We start from the raw sequence: 17,172 nt of genomic DNA on the forward strand, positions 1-17,172 counted from the left end.
TTAAGAAACGATTAAGGCTGAAAATAATATTTGTAAAGGTTCCAGGAGACTTCAACGTAGAGGTATCAGGCAAACAGCAATATAAGACTACGACGCAATTACGAATTATTTATGACAATGACAATTCTTTACAACTTTCCGGATATTCCTCAGGAAATAAGGCCGGATTTTCCGGCCTTTTCTGATTAATTCCAGCTGAGAATGACTTTCCCGGACTGGCCTGAACGCATTGCGTCAAAGCCTTTCTGGAACTCATCAATCGAGAAGCGATGGGTGATGATTGGTGACAAATCCAGACCAGATTGTATCAGCGCAGCCATCTTGTACCAGGTTTCGAACATCTCGCGACCGTAAATGCCTTTAATGAACAGCCCCTTAAAGATCACTTTTGTCCAGTCGATAGACATGTCCGAGGGAGGAATACCCAGCATGGCAATCCGGCCACCGTGGTTCATGGTGTCCAGCATCGCCCGGAAGGCTGGCGGCGCGCCGGACATCTCCAGACCGACGTCAAACCCTTCGGTCATGCCCAGTTCTTCCATCACGTCGCTCAGGCTCTCTTTTGACACGTTGACCGCACGGGTGATGCCCATCTTACGCGCCAGCTCAAGGCGGTACTCGTTAACGTCGGTGATCACCACGTTGCGCGCACCCACGTGCTTCGCCACCGCAGCCGCCATGATGCCAATCGGACCGGCACCCGACACCAGCACATCTTCGCCGACCAGGTCGAATGACAGCGCCGTGTGTACCGCATTGCCAAACGGGTCAAAGATGGAGGCCAGATCATCAGAGATATTGTCCGGAATTTTGAACGCGTTGAACGCCGGGATCACCAGATATTCGGCGAAACAGCCCGGACGGTTCACGCCCACGCCCGTGGTATTACGGCACAGGTGGGTGCGTCCGCCACGACAGTTACGGCAGTGTCCGCAGGTGATGTGACCTTCGCCAGACACGCGGTCGCCGATCTTAAAGCCTTTCACTTCCTGACCGATACCGACCACTTCGCCAACGTACTCATGGCCGACAACCATAGGAACCGGGATGGTTTTTTGCGACCACTCATCCCAGTTATAGATGTGAACGTCAGTGCCGCAGATGGCTGTTTTACGGATTTTAATCAGCAAATCGTTGTGGCCGACTTCCGGTTCCGGAACGTCGGTCATCCAGATGCCCTCTTCCGCTTTCAGTTTGGATAACGCTTTCATCTCACATCCTCAGGCAATAACGCCCAGTTGTTTACCAATGCGGGTGAAGGCCTCCACCGCGCGGGTGATTTGTTCCGGGGTGTGCGCCGCAGACATCTGAGTACGAATGCGCGCCTGACCTTTCGGAACAACCGGATAGAAGAATCCTGTGACGTAAATGCCCTCTTTTTGCAGCTCGCGGGCAAAGTCTTGTGCAACGACCGCATCGCCCAGCATTACCGGGATAATCGCGTGATCGGCACCGGCCAGGGTGAACCCGGCGGCAGACATTTGCTCACGAAACTGGCGTGCGTTTGCCCACAGGCGATCGCGCAATTCACCGCCAGACTCGACCATCTCCAGCACTTTGATGGACGCGGCGACAATCGCCGGCGCCAGCGAGTTGGAGAACAGATAGGGGCGAGAGCGCTGACGCAGCCACTCAACCACCTCTTTGCGCGCGGCGGTATAGCCGCCAGAAGCCCCGCCAAGCGCTTTACCCAGCGTCCCGGTGATAATGTCCACACGGCCCATCACATCGCAATATTCGTGGGAACCACGGCCGTTCTCACCAACAAACCCCACGGCATGAGAGTCATCGACCATCACCAGCGCGTTGTATTTATCTGCCAGATCGCATACGCCCTTCAGGTTGGCTATCACACCGTCCATTGAGAACACGCCGTCGGTAGCAATCAGCACATGACGAGCCCCGGCTTCGCGCGCCTCTTGCAGACGGGCTTCCAGTTCCTGCATATCGTTGTTGGCATAGCGGAAGCGCTTCGCTTTACACAGACGCACACCGTCAATGATGGAGGCATGGTTCAGCGCGTCAGAGATAATCGCATCTTCAGCCCCCAGCAACGTTTCAAACAGACCGCCGTTGGCATCAAAACAGGAAGAGTAAAGAATGGCATCTTCCATGCCGAGGAACGCAGCCAGTTTTTGTTCCAGCTGTTTATGGCTGTCCTGGGTGCCACAGATAAAGCGCACCGACGCCATCCCAAATCCATGAGAGTCCATACCGGCTTTCGCCGCGGCAATCAGCTCCGGATGGTTCGCCAGCCCCAGGTAGTTGTTGGCACAGAAGTTAATGACGTGGCTACCATCCGCCACGGTGATATCTGCCTGCTGAGCAGATGTGATAATGCGCTCTTCTTTAAACAATCCTTCCGCACGGGCGGTTTGCAGATCGTTAGTTAACTGTTTGTAAAAATCCCCACGCATTGCGATTCTCCAGACTGGGCAAATTTCAGCACATCTTACCTAACCCTGGACGCTGATACGAGATGACGCATTATCACTTCTTTAAAATGCAGGATAAATCACGCGTACCCACACGACCATTCGGTGAATGGCTGAAGCCAACGCTATGTAGTGATATGATAAGAGATATTCGTGTCTGAGATTGTCTCTGACTCCATAATTCATAGGTTACAGTTATGATCATCGTTACCGGCGGCGCGGGCTTTATCGGCAGCAACATCGTTAAATCCCTGAATGATAAAGGCATTACCGATATTCTGGTGGTGGACAACCTGAAAGACGGCACCAAGTTTGTTAACCTGGTGGATCTGAACATTGCCGACTACATGGATAAAGAAGATTTCTTAATCCAGATTATGGCGGGCGAAGAGTTCGGCGAGATCGAAGCGATTTTCCACGAAGGAGCCTGCTCTTCCACTACCGAGTGGGACGGCAAGTACATGATGGATAACAACTATCAGTACTCCAAAGAGCTGCTTCATTACTGCCTGGAGCGCGAAATTCCGTTCCTGTATGCCTCTTCCGCGGCCACCTATGGCGGTCGTACTTCTGACTTCATCGAATCCCGCGAATATGAGAAACCGCTGAACGTCTACGGCTACTCCAAATTCCTGTTTGACGAGTACGTGCGTCAGATCCTGCCAGAAGCCAATTCACAGATCGTCGGATTCCGTTACTTCAACGTCTACGGACCGCGTGAAGGCCATAAAGGCAGCATGGCGAGCGTGGCGTTTCATCTCAACACGCAACTCAATAATGGTGAAACGCCGAAGCTGTTTGAAGGCAGCGAAAACTTCAAGCGCGACTTCGTGTACGTCGGCGATGTAGCAGACGTCAACCTGTGGTTCTGGGAAAACGGCGTCTCCGGTATCTTTAACCTGGGCACTGGCCGTGCAGAATCCTTCCAGGCTGTAGCCGATGCCGCGCTGGCGTACCATAAGAAAAGCGAGCTTGAGTACATTCCATTCCCGGAAAAACTAAAAGGTCGCTACCAGGCATTTACTCAGGCCGATCTGACCAACCTGCGCGCGGCGGGCTACGATAAGCCCTTCAAGACCGTTGCCGAAGGCGTAACAGAATATATGGCCTGGCTGAACCGCGACGCGTAAGAAGAAACATGAAGATACTGGTGATTGGCCCGTCATGGGTGGGCGACATGATGATGTCGCAAAGTCTCTATCGCACGCTCAAGGCGCGCTATCCCCAGGCGATAATCGACGTGATGGCACCGGCATGGTGTCGTCCGTTGTTATCGCGGATGCCGGAAGTCAACGAGGCGATTGCTATGCCGCTCGGTCATGGCGCACTCGAACTCGGCGAACGCCGCAAACTCGGTCACAGCCTGCGTGAAAAACGCTACGACCGGGCTTATGTACTGCCCAACTCGTTTAAATCCGCTCTGGTTCCTTTTTTTGCTGGTATCCCTCACCGTACGGGCTGGCGCGGCGAAATGCGCTACGGCTTGCTTAACGACGCGCGCGTACTGGATAAAGACGCCTGGCCCTTAATGGTCGAGCGCTACGTGGCGCTGGCCTACGACAAAGGCGTGATGCGTACGGCAAAAGATCTGCCGCAGCCGCTGTTGTGGCCGCAACTGCAGGTGAGCGAAGGTGAGAAATCATTGACCTGTAGCGCGTTTTCGCTTTCTGACGAACGCCCGATGATTGGCTTTTGCCCCGGTGCAGAGTTCGGTCCGGCAAAACGCTGGCCGCACTACCACTATGCAGAGCTGGCGAAACAGCTCATTGATGAAGGCTATCAGATTGTGCTGTTTGGCTCGGCGAAAGATCATGAGGCCGGAAACGAAATTCAGGCAACGCTAAGTAACGAACAGCAGGCCTGGTGCCGTAATCTGGCAGGCGAAACACAACTGGAACAGGCGGTCATATTGATTGGCGCGTGTAAGGCCGTTGTCACCAACGATTCTGGTCTGATGCACGTCGCTGCAGCGCTGAACCGTCCGCTGGTCGCGCTGTATGGGCCGAGCAGCCCGGATTTTACCCCTCCGCTGTCACATAAAGCGCGCGTGATTCGCCTGATTACGGGCTACCACAAAGTGCGTAAAGGTGATGCCGCCGAGGGCTATCATCAGAGCCTGATCGACATTACGCCTGCGCGCGTGCTGGAAGAACTCAACAGTCTGTTACTGCAAGAGGAAGCCTGACGAATGCGGGTTCTGATCGTCAAAACATCCTCCATGGGCGATGTGCTGCATACGCTGCCCGCGCTCACGGATGCGCAACAGGCCATCCCGGGAATTCAGTTTGACTGGGTGGTTGAAGAAGGATTTGCACAGATACCGTCCTGGCATGCCGCCGTGAACCGCGTCATCCCCGTGGCGATTCGCCGCTGGCGTAAAGCCTGGTTTTCCGCACCCATTAAAGCGGAACGCAAAGCCTTTCGTGACGCCGTACAGGCCGAACGCTATGACGCCATCATCGATGCCCAAGGGCTGGTGAAAAGTGCGGCGCTGGTCACGCGTCTGGCGCAGGGAACAAAACACGGCATGGACTGGCAAACCGCGCGTGAACCGCTGGCCAGTCTGTTCTATAATCGCCGCCATCACATCGCCAGACAGCAGCATGCCGTAGAGCGTACGCGTGAACTGTTTGCAAAAAGCCTGGGCTATCAGCAACCGACGTCGCAAGGCGATTACGCCATCGCGCAGCATTTCCTTACCTTCGGAAATACGGATGAACAGCCCTATGCGGTATTTTTGCATGCCACTACGCGCGATGATAAGCACTGGCCGGAGTCGAACTGGCGAGCGTTAATCGGTCTGTTGGCTGACAGTGGGGTAAGCATTAAATTGCCCTGGGGGGCGCCTCATGAAGAAGCACGGGCGAAGAGGTTATCGGAAGGATTCGCTCACGTTGAGGTATTACCGCGAATGACGCTGGAAGGTGTTGCTCGTGTGCTGGCAGGGGCAAAATTTGTCGTTTCAGTCGATACGGGGTTAAGCCATCTGACCGCCGCACTCGATCGACCCAATGTCACGTTGTACGGTCCTACCGATCCGGGGCTCATTGGGGGTTATGGGAAGAACCAGGTGGCGTGTCGCGCGCCAGGAAATCAATTAGCCATGTTAAGTGCTGATTCCGTCCGCGACAAGCTCACATCATTATTATAAAAGGTAAATGAATGCCAACCTTGAGTCTTATAAGTCCGTGGCGTCGCTACGCCACGAAGACGTCTTCAGCACTGGAAATCACAACCTATTTGCTCTGCACCATCACGCTGATTGTTGCCCTGTTTGATAATACGCTGAGCATGAAGCTCTATAATGTCACCGCAATACTGGGTCTGTTAGCGCTACTTTTGCGCGGTAAACCGGAAAGCTATTCGGTACAGTACTGGTTGCTGCCGCTCGCTATTTTTATCATCGGCACGCTGGACGTCGCCTGGTATTCCGCCTTTAAGGTTGATCATTCTCCCTTTCGCGCGACTTACCACAGTTACCTGAATACCGCGAAGATCTTTCTTTTTGGCGCTTTTCTTACCCTGCTTGCGTTAACGTCAAGAATTCGCTTTAAGAAAGAATTACCGCTTTATATCCTGTATTCGCTGTCATTTTTTATCGCGGGATATGCATATTATATAAAAACCACCACCGGTATAATTCGTCTTGATTTCGGCATTGGTTCGGCCACCGGCGCAGCCTACTCTATTATGTTTGTCGGGATTGTCAGCGGTATTTCGATTCTCTACAGCCAACGGAAGCACCCAGTATTATTTTTACTGAATGCCATTGCGACATTCTATGCCCTGGCACTTACCCAGACGCGCTCCACCCTGCTGATCTTCCCGGTAATCTGTGCGCTGTCGTTGGTCGCCGGGTATATCAAGTCGCCCAAGAAACTTTTCTTTTCAGTGATCGGCTTTTTCATCGCGCTGGTTGTGTTGGTTGCCCTGTTCAGTCAGCCGATTTATAAACGCTACCACGAAGGTGTCTCGGATCTGACGCGCTATAGCCAGGGCAATAGCAAGAGTTCTCTGGGCGCGCGACTGGCGATGTATGAAATTGGCTTCGACATCTTTAAAGAGGCTCCGCTTGCGGCAAGGTCAGCCGATACACGGGCCCAGCGGATGAAAGAACTCGCAAGTGAAAACAAATACCTGCAAGGCGCACTGGAGTTTTCGAATGTCCACTTACACAACGAGTTTATCGAAGCTGCTTCCCTGAAAGGGATCGCCGGGGTACTGTCGACGCTATTATTCTATGTCGCGCTGTTCTTTACGGTCTATTACCACCGTTCGCTGGGACTCTTTGCATTAACGTTAGCGATCATCGGAACGGGGCTCAGTGATGTTATTCTCTGGTCGCGTAGCGTACCCATCATCATCATAACCGCGATCGTTCTGATGCTCTTCCTCAAGAAGAACAGATTACACGACGAGATTGCGCCACAATAAGCTGACCGTCAGAAGTGGGCAACACCCTCACTTCTGACGTTTTGACAACAAATCCTCGACCGATTCAGCCAGAACGTCCAGGCTTATATCCTTCACCGTATATGTCGGAGAGACCACCTGTAACGCATTGCAGTTGTTCGGTGCCCAGATAAGATGCGAGGGGTAGGTCGTTTGTCGCGCATTCGGATAAAGTGCGAGCGTGGGGATTTCATATGCCGATGCAATATGGACCAGTGCGGTGTCTACTGAGATCACGTACTGACTGAATTTTGTCAGTGCGACGGTATAAATGAATTCCTTAAAGGGAAGTGATTCAATACCCGACAGCGGAATAGACCGAATGTCTTCGGCTAAACCAGTAAAGATAATCCTGTATTCCGGGTAATGCTCACAGAGATGCGAATAAATCGAACTAATCTGTTCATCGGATAATCGACAGATTTTTTTTGCGCCTAGCGCATTGATAATAATTATTTTTGAGTCGCCGACAAAGTTCAGAACCTCTTTTTCAACCGACTCCGGCAACGGTAAATCATAACTCACATCAAATTCATTACGTTCATCGCCATAAAAATGCCGCAGTATCTCATTTGCCCGCGTACACATATGCGCCGTTAACATCTCATCATGCGGATGGTAGACGGTGTAGTAACGTTTATACCACTTGTCAAAACCCAGGATATGCGAGTGTCTGACACCAGACAACAACACGCTATGACTAAAGGAGGGCATGGTTTCAAAAGGGTCAAGTACGATGTCGAAGGACTCGCCGGAAAGTTGTTTTCGTAATGCCAGGACATCACTGATAGCATTTGATTTTTTAATATAAAATTGGTGTATTTTGCTATTACCAGAGAGAAATGCTTTTCCCGTTGCCGTGGTTAAAATTGACAGTTTGACGCCACGATTAGACAGTTCACGATACAGCGAGCTCAAAACAATTAAATCACCTAACTTGTTGTTATCATGGATCAGCAAGCAGGTCTGAATATTTTCTGCATTAATTTTTTTATTCTTTTTCCGGGAGAAGAAAAAAGACAAAAAATTAATCTTAATTTTATTAATGCAGTATCTTTTTTTCTTATGGAAAGCACCTAAACCCATGCGAGTTACCACACTACAATAAAAAAGACGTTAACACTAACTTACATAAGAATCGGCACGATCGTGGAGATCATGCGCGTTGTTCATAATGCGCGGTTTGGATGACAAGGTTGCGACATCCTTTGCCTTGATATAAGGAATAATATCGTAGCTAATTGCGGTATCGTCAGACAAATTGTAGATCCTAAAGTCGTCAACATTCTCACACATAAACTGGAAAAACGGCAGGATTTTGACTAAATCCTTGCTCAATTCAGAAGGCATGGGGTTACGACTCTCATCATAAAAACGCGCGCAGCTCCCTGTGATATCTAACCCGGAGCAGATCGTGTTGTCATAACCTAATGAGTACGCAATCTGCATCGCCGTATACGCCACGGTATGGCATGAACAGTAACCTAAGCTGATATCCTTACTAAATCCAACCAGTCTTTTACGTTTAGAAACGGGCACGCGAATCAATAATTTTTTGTTCCATTTTGAAAGCATTTCCAGTTTCAGCTTCTTGAACAAACCGCCCTTTTCACGCTTATAAAATGCACGCAAAATAAAACAATGAGCACGCATATATTTCTTATCATCTTCCGTAGCAGCTTCATAAACATCCATGTTAACAACAGTGAATTTACTCGCCCGACTGAATTGATAAAAATCATGACGTCTTTGTAGCAAAAAACGTGCATCTGTTAAAACATAAATAAAGGGAGTAATACTATTACTGAGCAAGTATTCCGCAGCACCGTTAACGGTAATGACATCATTGTTCTGCAAAAGAGAAAGCGGAGTCCCTCGGGAAGTAGGTCCCGATAAGAAAATGATCACGTTATCAGATGTTCTGCTGGCAATTAGTTGCTGAACACCTGCTCGAGTTATAAACTTAACATTACTCATATGAAACCTGTAGGTTTGTCATGCAACTTAAATCACGATGAATCTTTAAGGAAAGCGTTCATGGTTTATCTTTAGCGAGGATGAACAAAGTAGGGTGAACAGACTTGCTCACAAAATATACAAATCCATTTTTGCATTTAGAACAACCAAATGCAATATTCACAATGAAACTTAGCGCACACTTTTACCTTTCAGACGACGCAGGAAATTTCGCCACTTTTTCTTATAAATCAGGAGATAAAAACCTAAGTCTTTTCTATTATTTTCAATACCATAGTGGCGTTCTAAATCAATACGATCTTTCGCCATTCTCTGTCTGGAAGGTCTTTTTCCGGACAGATCGATTATTCTTATCTCATCACCTTGTAATATGAAGTTACCTTTATGCGGGTCACCTGAAACCATACCATGCTGATGTAATCCTTGAATGGACTTTTTTATCTTCTCTTTCACATCAGAAGAAATGACAGGCAAGTCAACCAGCTCAACACCCTCGATATACTCAATAATCATGATGTAAGTATGCACATAACGCAGGGTCTTCACTTCGGCAAGCAGATAAAAATCATTTAACGCGTCAAAACCTTCCTGTCGAACGCGGTCGGTCTGATAAAAAAGCTTTTCGTAGTAGTCCCCTTTGACCAGTGACTTAAAAAATCTCTCCGTATTTTTTACTTTAGGGTGGAAGACTTTCAGGATATATTTTCCATGGTCAGTATCGATTAACACGACCTTAGTATCCTCAATACTACGAAAGACCTTTAGTACTTTAAGATTATGTGTTAAAAAATCATTGAAAATATCAATGTATTTTTCACCATCTTGTTTTACGAATACCGTATAGTTTTTAATTTTTGTTTCAATGATCATAATTATAAAGTTATCATTTTGCTAAAATTTTACGATAGAGGTACGCTACACCCGCAATCACTCCCCGTAGATAATGTTTTTGAACCAAAAGATGTTTATATCTTTTTTTATACTCAACCATTGTTCGGGCGTCCTTGGCAGGAACATCTTTCCACGGTGATTTAATAAAGGCATTGGTATAATAAATTACGGAAGGATAGTTTGCCCAGGCATGCCAGGGTTTTGTCGCCCCCGTAAAGTGAATCAACTTTGTATCAGCATGGATCGTATTTAAATACTTTTCATGCGTTTTATCACTTAACTCACTTTTAATGGTGTAAATCGTATTATATTCGCGAGGTAAAAAATAAACTTTATCACGCAGTAATATATTCAGGACATCCTGATCGGGATATTTAAAAAATGTTGCACTCCCATCTTCACCCGTTAACAGGGATAATGCCCTTTCAGTCAATCGATTCTCAGCCCATTGCTGGAGGTTTACCAAAACAACACCGGAGTTAAAATATTGTCCCTGAAGATGAAAAGAAGGGAGTCTTTCATTTACTCTGGACTGAATGGAGTCAACGTCTTTTACTACAGCGGCGACATGATCATTAAGGTCAAGGGACAGAAGATAATCGAGAGGACCTTTGCAGATGACATCTGCATCAAGATACAGCAATTTATCCAGTTTCTGATGCAGATAATCAAAAGCGAAAAGTCGAAAGTACATGGCTCTCGACCAGACCTGTGTTTTCGGCAAAACCTCAAGACATTTGACGTTGATAAGATATAATGAAATCTTAATCTTATATTCTTGTGCCAGTACTTCAATCTTATCAACGAAATTTTTTGTATATTTATCACAGATGATATGAAAATCAACATTAATATCATTATGAATTAACACCGAGGTAATAGACACCCCGACGCCATCAAGATAGTTCTCATCGATTCCATAAGAGATATGTAATGTTTTACCATTCTGATCATAGCGCTCATCAAAAACTTTATATTCTGCTATCTCTATTTCAGGAAAGGAGTCCACTGCGTCACCTATAATTATTTTTATTTAACAATCTTGCTTTTAAAGTAAAGTGCATAATCAATCAGACCAGCGAAGTACTGATTCTGATTAAACATATGCTTTGCTGCATAACGTAACTGATGACTGTTTTTAGGTTTCAGCAATTCAACATCACACCAGGGTGATAATTTTTTCGCATTCAAAAAGCTCTGCGCAATGGGGTAGTTGCCCCATTGATGCCAGGGCTTAGTCGGACCAATATAATGAATGAACACCGTGTTTTCATCCACGGGATTGACCACATCACGCTTTAACTCGTAATTGATGCTGAACTGGGTGTTAAACTTTTTGCCGATAAAACGCGCCTTGCCAACCAGTAACATGTTCAGCACATCCTGATCCAGGTGAGTGATGCGCTGTACCACATCCGGATCGCGTAACATCTCAATAGCCTTGCGGGAAATATCCTCAGCGGTCCAGACGGGGAGGTTAATCAACAAAAAACCCGCATTAAAGTAACCAGAAATCAGTCCCGGCGTTGCCAGACTGACTGAGCGCTTAGTCCACCACTCTGACTCGCCCTCCGCAACCACAGCCGCAATTTCATGTTCAGAAAACTGGAGGTCAATCAACTCCTGTACACTTCCCTGGCAGGCAATATCCGCATCCAGATACAGCACTTTATCCATTTTTTCCGCGAAGTGGTCAGCGATAATAAATCGGAAGTACGTTGCGTAAGACCAGTTTTTGGTACTCGGTAACGATTTCAACTGCTCACAGTCAACGAGATACACAACAATTTGGCTGGAGTATTGCTTTGCAAGCGCATTAAATCGCGCCTGTTCTTCATTGCTAAATGAATCGGTAAATACATGAAAAGCAAACGGGGTTTTAGGGTTGGCAATCAGTATCGACGCAATGGATACACCGCAACCGAATAGGAAATTTTTGTCTATACCATAGGCAATATTAAACGTCTTATCATCACTATGTCCTGCATAGTTATAATCTAAAGTCTGCTGAATGACTTTTTCTTCAAAATACGTTTGAGTCATAGTGATCACTTATTGATTTTGGAAAATATTGCACTTCTTAAATTTTGAAAATAGACTTCATTATAGAAGTTGTCTATCGTGGCGGGAATCAGATTGTTATCATACTTTACTTGACCAGAAAGGATTTGGTTAAGCAGTCGGATAAACTGGTTGAGATCCTTTGGTGGATACAAATCACCATTAATACCGGGTTTAATCATATCCCTGGGGCCGGACATACAGTCTGAACTGATGCACGGGATACCATACGACATGGCCTCCAGCAGGGTCATCGGAAAGCCTTCGAATGACGATGTCAGCAACAGTGCCGTGACGTTCTTTATCTTGTTTTGCACAACATCCCAGGGAGAGACCTGCCAGCCATGCCAGGTAATACAATTGTCAATCCCCAGTTCTAGCCCATAGGCCTGGCATTTTTCAAAATCAGAACCATCACCAATGACATGCAACCGCCACTCACCTTCCACATGAGATAACCCATCCAGCAGATCCTTAATTCTTTTTTGTCCTTCAAACTTCATCCTTCCGACATACAGAAAGACGGCAGGCTGGCCCTCTTCTGGTTGCGGAATAATCTCTGATTTCCTGGAGACGGGATTATAAACAACCGTAATATTTTTTTGGCCAATACCGCGCGCGATCATTTGTTGTTTGATACCACTGCTGATTGCCAGATGATAATCAGCCCAGCTAACACAGTCAGCGTGTTTTTTATGATCCAGCGAAAAATGCGGCCAGGAGAATATCGTGAAATCCAGACCTGATTTCTTCCGCGCTTTGCTGGCGAACAGGCAAGACAACACATCAATACAGATCACCACATCGGGTTCTGTTTTCTTTAACCAATGGCTAAATGTATGGATATGCTTTGCCCGACGTAAGAACCCCAGACGGATTGTAGAGAACGAACACGAGTAGTTAATCCCGCTTAACCATGCCTTATCCATTTTGTCATGTCGGCAAAAGAAAAACATTTCACACTGGATTTCAGAATGTTCGGCCTGAAAGTTATTGATAACATCCCGGATGACCGTTTCCATTCCGCCAAAACCGGAAACAGCCTCACCAACAAATGCAATTTTTAACGTGGGACGAACCTGCATTTCATTCATATATGATCACAGTCTCTCTTTTTGCCATCACAGCTATAATTCTATATTGTTAAAATCGAATCCAAGGTGCTGATTGAAGCATTCCTTTAACAAGGAACTTTTTATATTATAATTCTCGACGCAGGCTATATTTTCCAGATTAATTTGCACCGTAGTATTAAACCCATATAGCTCAAGTCTAAAACCCTGCTGTAACAGATTCAATAGAATATCTTCTGCTATTAATTGCGAATTAATGTTTTCCACATTGTCAAATTTATATGATAACTCTCGTGGATGAGGAATATAGAGATCTATTTTTTTGCTATTGATAAAATTTTGTATTTTTTGTATTAACTCGTCTACTTTGTGCTTCTTATTAATTGCATCTGAATAGACTGTACCCAGCAATACCTTTTTAACAACATGTGAACCAGAAGTTTCACTATAATAATCAATTAATTTAATCGCTTCTGTTCTTTCTATAATATTAGATTTCCCAGGAAACAAAGTATAATGTTTTTTGTCAAAATTGAGGATATCTTTTTTATGATACTTCCTGCCCAGAAGTCTTCGTATATTTTTTGATAAGGGCTTAACTGGAGAATCCTGATACATCATACTTTTTTTATTTATGTTGTTCGTGCCATCATCGAATGTTCTTATTTCATTAAAAGAAATCACTGATAGTATATGATGAATAAGTGGAACATGATAATTCGCAAAAAAAACAATATCATATTTTTTCTTATATGGTGTCATGATTTTTTTTGCATACCATGTTCTTTTCAATGTTTTGCAAATTGATGTCTTTTTTGCACACACTTCGAGACTAACATGCTGGCATAATGGTTTAATTTTATTTATATAATAAATATTTTTCTCATTTTTAACATCGCCAATAAACAATAGTTCAACATTATCCAGTCGTTCTTTTTCAATAATGGCTTTAGCGATAAGCAACTGCAAATTAGTCATGCATATGAAGAGAAACATTTAGCATCTTTCGTCCTAAATAATTATAATTTCTTCCTCAGTGTTCGTTCTTTTATTCGCTCTGCTTTTGCTTCTGCCTGGATTAACAGGTCTGCTTCATTACGAAATATATCGCGTAATGGAGCCGAAAAATAAACCTGCATAAACCGCCAGATATCCCGCTGCGTCAACCCGATGTTTAGCGACGAAAAATAGAGGCCAATCAGGTCTTTGTCACGCCAGCGGCGAGGAACTGTCGTACGAATCTGTGCCCTGTGTAAATCAATAACCGAAATCTTTAAATCTTCTTTATTGCCTGAAAAAGGCAGATGCAGCAGGAAGTGGCAGATATAACAATCACGGTGATTGATCCCACCCGCATGCATCTTACGCACCATCGTGGCTACGCGGTCAATGAGCATCCGCTTCACGTTTACATCCGGCGGATTCGCAGCCCAATCCGCACAGTAATCTTCCAGACTGATGGTTGGCGTGAGATCTTCGGTAATAATGAACGAGGTTTTGGTCAGAGGGTTGAGCCCCTTCTCACCAAATCCCACCCCATACATGGTATCGACCCCCAAATCCTGGAGGCGATGAATAGCATTCCACTCTCTGTCGGCACCCAAAACCGGCATACGCAGCGAGAGAAGATTTTTGACGATTTCTTTGAGAGAAGTACCCCGATGCCATTTAAGGAAATAGCTTTTCCCTGCCAGTTCAAATCGCAGCGTACGGCGGGTTTCCAGTTCCCTGAAGACTTCCCCCTGCAGCGTTTTGACTTCCTCAAACGCATCTTTTCCGCGCCATAACGTGGCTAACGGCTCTTTCAACTCAACCATCCAGACCACCTGTAATAATGTCCGCCGCTTTTTCCGGCAAACTGTACAAATCTTGTGTATCCGCAAAATGCCGTGCGTTTTCTGCCCATGCAGCGCGCAACGACGGCTGGGTCAATGCTTTACGTAAAATGTCGTTCAACGCGTCCTGCCGCCAGGGCTCATCAATGACGTCCCCACAGTTAGCCTGTGCAATATAATGCGCATAGCCACATACGGCGGAGGTCAACACCGGCAGACCAGCGGTAATCGCCTCAAGCAGAACAATACCTGCCGCTTCCTGATAGGCCGGGTGCAGTAACACATCGGCTGCGGCCATCAACTCAGCGACATCATTGCGCCCGGAGAAAAAGTGCACGTTGCTGCGCACACCGCGTTTTTCCGCCAGTGTTTCAAATTTTCGCGGCTTATCCTGGCCGACAATATACAGAAGCGTATTGTGCCGCAGCGCCGCCGGCAGCGAAGCAAGCGCTTCAATCGAGCGATCCACCCCTTTGCGGGTAAAATCAGAACCGACCTGCAACAATAAGTTTTGCTGCTCCGTAATACCGTTTTTCTGGCGAACTATTTCGCGGGCATTTAGGATTTGCGCGCTGTATTTTCTGTCCGGGTAAATCCCCGGCGGGAGAATATGAAAACGCTCCGCTTCGGTTTGATAGTGCTTCTGAAAATCAGCAATCTGCGTATCAGTCAGCATTAATAACTGCGTTGATTTACCCTGTTCAAACGTTGCCCGTTCAAACGCCGCATAATGGCGATAACGAGAGGTCAGGCGGTAGAAAAAGCCTTTTTCCTGTGCAACCTTTTCGGCGTAACAAACATCAGCGGCAAAATAGACATCCAGGCCGGGCATCTTGTTAAAACCCACAACCCGATCAACAGGGTGTTCACGTAAATGCGTCTGCACCCAGGCGAAATATTCTGCATTGCGCCCATGGTTGGTTCGCGATTTAACCGGTACAAGAATGAGCTCAAAAGCATCCGGGCATTCTCCGTCCCAGGATTGGGTATAAATACGGACCTGATGGCCACGTGCGGCAACGGTCTGCGCAATACGCATAAAGTCACGTTGTAATCCGCCGAACGGAAAATACTTATACAAACAAAAAGCCACGATCATACTGGCGCATCCATTTCAATAAGTTGCGCGTTCTGCGGCAACATTTTTTCCGTTGCCGCAATCACATCCTCAGCGGGAATAACGGACATATATTTTTTGTCACGGTCCAGTTCAGATCGTTTAGGCATGGGCTGATAGTCGCCAGCCCAGAACTGAATAATATTGTCAGTCCAGGGACGCCAGAAGACGTGATCTGTCGCGCCAAACAGACATATCACCGGCGTTTTGACTGCCGCAGCGATATGCCCGGGCGCTGAATCGACGCCAATAAAAAGCGCGGCATGATCAATCAGCGCGCCTAATTCCGGGAATCGGGTTTTGCCCGCCAGCCCGGTGACCGGCTTGGTTTCGCACCCCTGCGCAATCTCTTCCACACAGGCTAAATCGTCTGCAGAAGGACCCGATGTCAGCACTACCTGGTAGCCGCGACGCTCAAGAGCATCAATAACGCGGGAAAATTTGTCATTATCCCAGCACTTAAACAACTGCCTTGCCGTGGGTTGAATCACCACATACTGACGATTCACGCCGAGTTGATGCAACTGTCGACGCATATTTTCCCAGTGCTCAGGCCGATAGCTCATGGTCGTTTCGGTAACAATATGCTCCAGCTCCAGCGGTTTGAGCGCTGACAGCGTGCGTTCGACGACGTGTTCACCGGAATAGGGAACGAGATGGGTAAAACTCTGTTTCCAGAATGCAGACTGCCGGTTGGCGAAATCCTGGGATATTTTTACTCTTGCACGTAAAAAACGGACAATCAGCGCCACAATCCACTGATCGGTCAGATTGATGACCAGATCATATTGGTTGTTGCGTAAAGTCTTAATCAGCGAAAGCGTATTTTTAATTTTCTCTGCCGCCCCCGTTCCTTTATTACTGATGCCATAGAGGGCATTAATCTCGGGGTTTTCAGACAAAATAGGCATCGTATCCTGGTAAAGAAGCATATCGATTTTGGCGTCAGGATAGTTCTGCTTCAGCGTACTGATGACGGGAGTGGTTAATAGCATATCCCCGTGGAAACGCATCTTGATGACCAGAATTTTTCGAAAAGGCTTTTCCACACGCGACTCTTTTGTTGTGATTGTCCGATAAAGTTAAGCAGAAAACAGCACGCTACCGCCCCGGGCTCAACAGCTACCCGATCACTGATATTGCACTGACTTTTACGCGCTAGTGTATCACTTCTTTCGCTGCGATCCGACTCGAATAAATTGACCGCAAAGAGGGCATTTTTCTTTTTTAAATCAAATTGATATTAATCTAATCATCGCTTTTTGCGTCACTGATTGACTCTGCAAACAACGGCAAGAGCGGCAAAAATCAATAAATGGCATAAAAATGCA

16 protein-coding genes are annotated in these 17,172 nt (G+C 46.6%); 4 read left to right on the forward strand and 12 right to left on the reverse strand.

Annotation, left to right across the window (positions count from 1 at the left end; translation table 11 throughout):
* Positions 1 to 185 precede the first annotated feature (185 nt).
* Both tdh and kbl read right to left on the reverse strand, forming a co-directional pair.
* Positions 186 to 1,211: an L-threonine 3-dehydrogenase gene (gene tdh / locus F384_RS19545; RefSeq protein ID WP_046492094.1), complete on the reverse strand. Its 1,026-nt coding sequence runs from the start codon at positions 1,209 to 1,211 to the stop codon at positions 186 to 188.
* A gap of 9 nt (positions 1,212 to 1,220) precedes the next feature.
* Positions 1,221 to 2,417 carry a glycine C-acetyltransferase gene (gene kbl / locus F384_RS19550; protein WP_046492096.1) on the reverse strand — a complete coding sequence of 399 codons (1,197 nt, stop codon included), beginning with the start codon at positions 2,415 to 2,417 and terminating at the stop codon, positions 1,221 to 1,223.
* A 215-nt stretch (positions 2,418 to 2,632) separates the two neighbouring features.
* Here kbl and rfaD point away from each other — a divergent pair, with 215 nt between their 5' ends.
* From rfaD to F384_RS19570, 4 genes are read left to right on the forward strand one after another with little or no spacing between them, the layout of a single operon-like run.
* The gene (rfaD, locus tag F384_RS19555; RefSeq protein WP_046492098.1) at positions 2,633 to 3,565 is read left to right on the forward strand and encodes an ADP-glyceromanno-heptose 6-epimerase; all 933 of its coding nucleotides are present in this window, start codon (positions 2,633 to 2,635) and stop codon (positions 3,563 to 3,565) included.
* An 8-nt stretch (positions 3,566 to 3,573) separates the two neighbouring features.
* Positions 3,574 to 4,620 (forward strand): ADP-heptose--LPS heptosyltransferase RfaF, encoded by a 1,047-nt coding sequence (gene rfaF / locus F384_RS19560; RefSeq protein WP_046492101.1) that lies wholly within the window; start codon positions 3,574 to 3,576, stop codon positions 4,618 to 4,620.
* Positions 4,621 to 4,623: 3 nt separating this feature from the next.
* Entirely contained in the window at positions 4,624 to 5,586 is a 963-nt protein-coding gene (gene rfaC, locus F384_RS19565) for a lipopolysaccharide heptosyltransferase RfaC (protein WP_046492104.1), read from the forward strand.
* 11 nt (positions 5,587 to 5,597) lie between these two features.
* Complete coding sequence (locus F384_RS19570) at positions 5,598 to 6,869, forward strand: O-antigen ligase family protein (RefSeq protein ID WP_046492107.1); 1,272 nt, start codon at positions 5,598 to 5,600, stop codon at positions 6,867 to 6,869.
* Positions 6,870 to 6,896: 27 nt separating this feature from the next.
* Here the strand turns inward: F384_RS19570 and F384_RS19575 are convergent, their stop codons facing one another.
* From F384_RS19575 to rfaQ, 10 genes are all read right to left on the reverse strand, one after another.
* Positions 6,897 to 7,973: a glycosyltransferase family 9 protein gene (locus tag F384_RS19575; RefSeq protein WP_046492109.1), complete on the reverse strand. Its 1,077-nt coding sequence runs from the start codon at positions 7,971 to 7,973 to the stop codon at positions 6,897 to 6,899.
* A 36-nt stretch (positions 7,974 to 8,009) separates the two neighbouring features.
* Positions 8,010 to 8,864, reverse strand: coding sequence for a 3-deoxy-D-manno-oct-2-ulosonate III transferase WaaZ (gene waaZ, locus F384_RS19580; RefSeq protein WP_046492112.1), 855 nt, complete (start codon positions 8,862 to 8,864; stop codon positions 8,010 to 8,012).
* A 171-nt stretch (positions 8,865 to 9,035) separates the two neighbouring features.
* Positions 9,036 to 9,734, reverse strand: coding sequence for a lipopolysaccharide core heptose(II) kinase RfaY (gene rfaY / locus F384_RS19585; RefSeq protein WP_046492115.1), 699 nt, complete (start codon positions 9,732 to 9,734; stop codon positions 9,036 to 9,038).
* 13 nt (positions 9,735 to 9,747) lie between these two features.
* Complete coding sequence (locus F384_RS19590; RefSeq protein WP_046492118.1) at positions 9,748 to 10,764, reverse strand: glycosyltransferase family 8 protein; 1,017 nt, start codon at positions 10,762 to 10,764, stop codon at positions 9,748 to 9,750.
* Between the two features lie 20 nt (positions 10,765 to 10,784).
* Complete coding sequence (gene waaO / locus F384_RS19595; protein WP_046492122.1) at positions 10,785 to 11,798, reverse strand: lipopolysaccharide 3-alpha-galactosyltransferase; 1,014 nt, start codon at positions 11,796 to 11,798, stop codon at positions 10,785 to 10,787.
* A gap of 5 nt (positions 11,799 to 11,803) precedes the next feature.
* Positions 11,804 to 12,901 carry a lipopolysaccharide 1,6-galactosyltransferase gene (waaB, locus tag F384_RS19600; protein ID WP_413541472.1) on the reverse strand — a complete coding sequence of 366 codons (1,098 nt, stop codon included), beginning with the start codon at positions 12,899 to 12,901 and terminating at the stop codon, positions 11,804 to 11,806.
* A 42-nt stretch (positions 12,902 to 12,943) separates the two neighbouring features.
* Positions 12,944 to 13,885, reverse strand: coding sequence for a glycosyltransferase family 52 (locus F384_RS19605; protein WP_046492127.1), 942 nt, complete (start codon positions 13,883 to 13,885; stop codon positions 12,944 to 12,946).
* Between the two features lie 23 nt (positions 13,886 to 13,908).
* Positions 13,909 to 14,706, reverse strand: coding sequence for a lipopolysaccharide core heptose(I) kinase RfaP (gene rfaP, locus F384_RS19610; RefSeq protein ID WP_046492130.1), 798 nt, complete (start codon positions 14,704 to 14,706; stop codon positions 13,909 to 13,911).
* Entirely contained in the window at positions 14,699 to 15,823 is a 1,125-nt protein-coding gene (locus F384_RS19615; protein ID WP_046492132.1) for a glycosyltransferase family 4 protein, read from the reverse strand. The genes rfaP and F384_RS19615 overlap by 8 nt, the downstream gene beginning before the upstream one ends.
* A complete protein-coding gene (gene rfaQ / locus F384_RS19620; RefSeq protein WP_080949989.1) occupies positions 15,820 to 16,890 on the reverse strand; it encodes a lipopolysaccharide core heptosyltransferase RfaQ in 1,071 nt (356 codons plus the stop codon). The genes F384_RS19615 and rfaQ overlap by 4 nt, the downstream gene beginning before the upstream one ends.
* Between the last annotated feature and the right edge of the window lie 282 nt (positions 16,891 to 17,172).

The sequence above is a fragment of the Citrobacter amalonaticus Y19 genome (assembly GCF_000981805.1).
GTDB lineage: Bacteria > Pseudomonadota > Gammaproteobacteria > Enterobacterales > Enterobacteriaceae > Citrobacter_A > Citrobacter_A amalonaticus_C.